At 38.6% G+C, this 4,741-nt stretch carries 2 protein-coding genes; both read right to left on the bottom strand.

The features are described from left to right. Nucleotides 1-204 precede the first annotated feature (204 nt). Nucleotides 205-3,036 (bottom strand): ATP-binding protein, encoded by a 2,832-nt coding sequence (locus C7B62_RS24520; RefSeq protein ID WP_158260747.1) that lies wholly within the window; start codon nt 3,034-3,036, stop codon nt 205-207. 183 nt (nt 3,037-3,219) lie between these two features. Continuing rightward, nucleotides 3,220-4,458 (bottom strand): amidohydrolase family protein, encoded by a 1,239-nt coding sequence (locus C7B62_RS24515; protein WP_106243924.1) that lies wholly within the window; start codon nt 4,456-4,458, stop codon nt 3,220-3,222. Between the last annotated feature and the right edge of the window lie 283 nt (nt 4,459-4,741).

The following is a 4,741-nucleotide window of genomic DNA, read 5'->3' as shown; positions in this document are numbered from 1 at the left end:
GGCTCAAATTTTAATTCTGTATAGTGTTTGGGAGTATCGGCGATCGCATTTGAGCGCACGGTAAATGATAATAAAACTGTAAATAATGCCAGCCCGAACCAAGAAAATATTTTTTTAATCATTTATATCTATAGCTAAAGAAGCCTTTCTATTGTATCTGGACAGTCGTTAAATACCCTGAAGTAACAAGAGCAAGTATGGTTGTTACCCCAAAAAACCGTGTTTATAGATCCACTTTAAATTCAAATTATTGCCTAGCAAATTTAGCAACCTTTGATCGTTAATTGGCTTAGTCACAAAGGCATTGCAACCAGAAGCGCGACTCTGCTTTTCTACCTCTTCAAAACTACTAGCTGAAATAGCGATAATTGGGGTATTAGCAAAGTCATTTCTTTGCCGAAGTTCAGCAATCAGAGTAAAGCCTGTCTTAATCGGCATAAATAAATCGGTCAAAATTAGATCGGGCTGATGATCCAGAGCAAGCTGTAATCCCTGCTGCCCATTCTTAGCAGTCAAAACTTTAAAACCTAAAGGTTTCAATAGATCTAAAAGTAATAGACGACTAGTTTTAACATCATCAACAATCAAAAGTGTGCGTTGTTTTCCCTGGTAGCCCACAATTTCGTCAACTGATTGTGGATTGATTACTGAAGTCACCTTAATTTCAGGAAATGCCAGATCAAACCAAAAGTTAGACCCTCTGCCTAATTCACTAGTAACTTTTAGCTTTCCTCCCATTAATTCCACTAACTGCTTCCCAATTGATAGTCCTAAGCCTGTACCAACTTCTTGAAATTCATATTTATCTATTTGCTCAAAAGGCTGAAAAATTCTGCGTAGATCTTGACGAGCAATACCGATGCCCGTATCAGCAACTCGAAAACGCAGATATACATTAGATTGTTGATTGACTGATTCGGAATTAAGCAGATCGTTAAGCTCATTGCTCATTTGAGCGGGATAAATGACACCAATCTGAAAGATTATTTGTCCTTGATCGGTAAATTTGAGCGCATTATTGAGTAAATTAAGTAAAACTTGTCTTAATCTTTGTTCGTCAGCATAAATATTAGTTGGTAACCTACCAAAAGTTTCAAATTTAAATAAAATATTTTTCTCAAGGGCTTTTCGACGACCAAATAAAACTAGATCTGATAAAAAGTCATCAAGATTGATCGAAGAAGGATAAAGCTTAGTTTTGTATGCTTGAGACTTGGCTAGATCTAATATTTCATCTATTAAGTTCAGTAGATGCTTTCCCTCCCGTTGGACATTTTCTAACCAGCCTGAAAATTTAGATTCTTGGCGATTGTCGCTTTGAGGAAGAGAAGAAACAGTTAAATATTTTTGTAGCAATCTACTATAACCAATAATGCTATTTAGAGGCGTTTTTAATTCGCGACTAATGTTAGCTAAAAACTGATCTTTTGCTTTGTTGGCTACTTCTGATTTTTCTTTTGCCAATTGTAATTCTTGATTTGTCAGCTTAACCTGCTGAATATTTTTTTTAATCGTGCTGGACATAACCTCAAAGTTATTAGACAAAGCATTCATCTCAATCACTGAACTTCGAGGTAGGGTAATATTTTGGTTATCGAGGATTTTATAGGGAAGATTTGTTGTAAAGATAGCCAATTCTACAAGAGGTTTAACTAAAAGACGACTCAGAAATTTGGCAATTAAGATTGATAATAAGGCGATCGCGAGTAGGATTGCCAGACTTTTAATATAAAGAAGCTGAAGATAGTCTATATAGGTCACAGCAGGAGCTTCCATGCTTAAAATCAAAGGAATTTCTTCATCGATTAACAGTTTTTCAGCATAAAAAGATTCTCGCCAACGGGCAATTAAGGGTTTTCCCTCCATCATTGGTAGCCAATGATAAATTTTTTGCTGTGAGTCAGCTGATTTTACTTCACTTATTTCGCTGTTGTGGGAACTCAAGGGTTCTTGTTGGTTTAATTCCTGGTTGGTGCTGGCAATTAGCAGTTGATTTTCATCTCGTAAAGTGCTTCTTAACGGTACAGAATAAGTTGCTGTTGCTAATAGTTGCCTAATAAAGTCAATATTTAACTCGGCGATGATATTGCCCAACCAGCGATCATCTAAAATGATTGGCAGAGTTTGCAGAATTTTGGGCTTAGTCTGGCTACTATTACTACCTGGTGGCGATAAGACAAATATTTGCGGTTTTCGAGGAAGTTTTAGTTGAGAGAAATCTAGCTGCTGGTTAACAGATTTCTGAGGCATCGAAGTTTCGGCAATCAACTTGAAGTCAGCATTAATGATGTATATATCCTTGAATAAAGGTAAGCTATCCACTACCATATCTATACTGTGCTGAGTCTGTCCTGAAACTACAATTTTGCTTTGGCTACTGGTTTTAGCTAGAAAGCGTAGGGCTTCTAATCCAGATTGATGCCATCGTCGTAGATCGCTCACTAAATTTTGCGCAGAAGTGTCTAATGTGGCTATTAATGCCTCTTGTTCATGCTCGATCGCAGCATTGTTATTAACTACCATCAGGATTAAAGCAGGAATTAACACAAAAGCTACTAGTAAATTGAGTAATATCTGTTCAAAAAATAATGTCGCTTTATTCGGCGGAGAATTTGCCCAGCGATGAATTGGTTTATAGTTTAAGACTAAACTAGCAATCAAAGCATTAAAGATACCGTTGACAGGCTGTTTGAGTGCAATAATAGCAGTGGTAACTACTCCTACTTGCAGAATATAACCATAAAATACTAAAACTAAAGGGATACCAACACATAGCCAAAAGATCACGTCGTTGGTCAACAAACTCTTTTTTCCTTGGCGTATTCGACCACCAACAAACAAAGCCTCGCAGACAAAAATAATCAAAGCATAGGGATGTTGCCACAGAATAATAGTGTAGGAACTAGCAATTAAGGATGCCAAAGTTCCCCACCAAATTCCGTAGAGACGAACCACGATCAAAACAGCGATGCTGCCAAATAAAAAATCGATTCCAAAACCAAAGGGATAGCTAAAGTAATTCCCTACATATCCCATCGCTATGAGGATAACTAATAGTAGACTTACAGAATTTAGTAGTGAAGTTTTATTTTTTTTGACCATATGTGCGAAATTGAAATGGGAAAAACCAGGTTAATTTCTGTGGCTGTGGAGATAAATCGTGGTACAAAAATTTTACTTGGTTTCAGTATTATTACTTAGGTATGATTCGACAAATAATTAAGATTTAATATTTCCCTTCAAATTGAGCGAAGATTTACTTTGAGCCACTATGCTGCCTCGTTTAATGGTAATCCTGCCGATCGGTGCAATGGCGATCGCCTCGGAAACTGAATTAGCATCTAGTAATACTAAATCGGCAACTTTGCCCACAGCAATTCCATAATCACTGATACCGATCGCCTCGGCTGCTTTTGAGGTCGCCATTTCCAGACAAAGCCGATGGCTATCAGTTGTCCCCAACTGCAATACCTGAGCTAGTAGGGTGCATATTTTCAAAACATCCCCATCTCCAAAAGGCGTAAATAAATTCTGCACGTTGTTGGTTGCCAACCCAACTTTGACCCCCGACTCTGCCAGACGATCAATCGGCGCAACACCCCTCCTAACATTATGAGTGTCATTTCTTGCCATCATATATAAATCCGTAGCAGGTAAAGCTAAAATTGCGATGCCAGCCTCTTTTAGCTGAGGAATAAACGCCGTTAGTGCTGCGGTCGTCAACCCCGCCAGCTTAGTCATATGTCCCAAGCAGACGCGATTGTGCCAATTATGCTTAAGTGTTGACTCAATTACTATAGGTAGCAATAAAGGTGAGTCGTCATCGAGAAAATCAAGGTGGAAATCAACATCGCAATCAAACTCTTGAGCTATGTCAAAAACCAGGCGAATATTGGCTGCTGGATCGGGATCGATGTAGGGAGCAGAGCCGATCGCATCTCCTCCCATTGCCATTGCTTGTCTAAGTAAATCGATTGTTCCTGGCTGATTGGTGATTCCTTCCTGCGCAAATACTGCTAACTGCAAAGTTATACCCCAGGCGTATTTTTCCTTGAGGGGGAGTAATGCTTCAAAAGATTTTAGCTGCAAAATCGGGTCGACTTCTACATGGGTTCGCATGGAGGTAGTTCCAAAAGCGATCGCTTTTTCGATTATCTTGCTGGCTCTTGATTGAATATCGCTTAGGGTATATTCTTGCTTTGCTTGGAGAGTTTTTTGCATTGCTTCGCTAAAAGTCCCCTCCACCGCAGGATAACGTTCGAGTAACAAAGCTTTATCCAGATGAATATGGGGATCTACCAGTCCAGGAATGAGTAATTTCCCTTGAGCGTCTAGGGTTTGATCGGTTTTTGTGAATATCGGCTCAACCGAAACTTCTCTAATGTAACCATTAGCGATCGCTACATGCCAATTCCCTTTTCTATCTGGTAAAGTAACGTTGGTGATTTTTAGATCCATATTACACTCATATTATTTGTAATTTAGATAACATTTTTCAATATTTAGGGGAATATTTGAATTCTGGCAAATTAAGCTGCTGCTTGTGATGAGAGCATTCTATCTTGTTAAATCAGCATAGTATTTATAGGAGAAGTAAAGAAATGACTAATGAACATAACCATCTACACAGAAGGGATCTGTTAAAGGCAGCCAGCTATTTTGCTACGGGATTAGCTGTTTCCCAATTAGCTAGCTGTACTCCCCAAAAACAAGCTGCTGATCCAGAAACCAGAACGGGTTC

It is taken from the genome of Pleurocapsa sp. CCALA 161, assembly GCF_003003995.1.
GTDB lineage: Bacteria > Cyanobacteriota > Cyanobacteriia > Cyanobacteriales > Xenococcaceae > Waterburya.
Note: the sequence above shows the minus strand (reverse complement) of the source record. Positions and strands in the feature narration are given on the sequence as shown.

Coding starts and splice junctions, on each gene's coding strand:
- C7B62_RS24520 (WP_158260747.1), bottom strand. CDS start 3,036: ATGGGATATGTAGGGAATTACTTTAGCTATCCCTTTGGTTTTGGAATC.
- C7B62_RS24515 (WP_106243924.1), bottom strand. CDS start 4,458: ATGGATCTAAAAATCACCAACGTTACTTTACCAGATAGAAAAGGGAAT.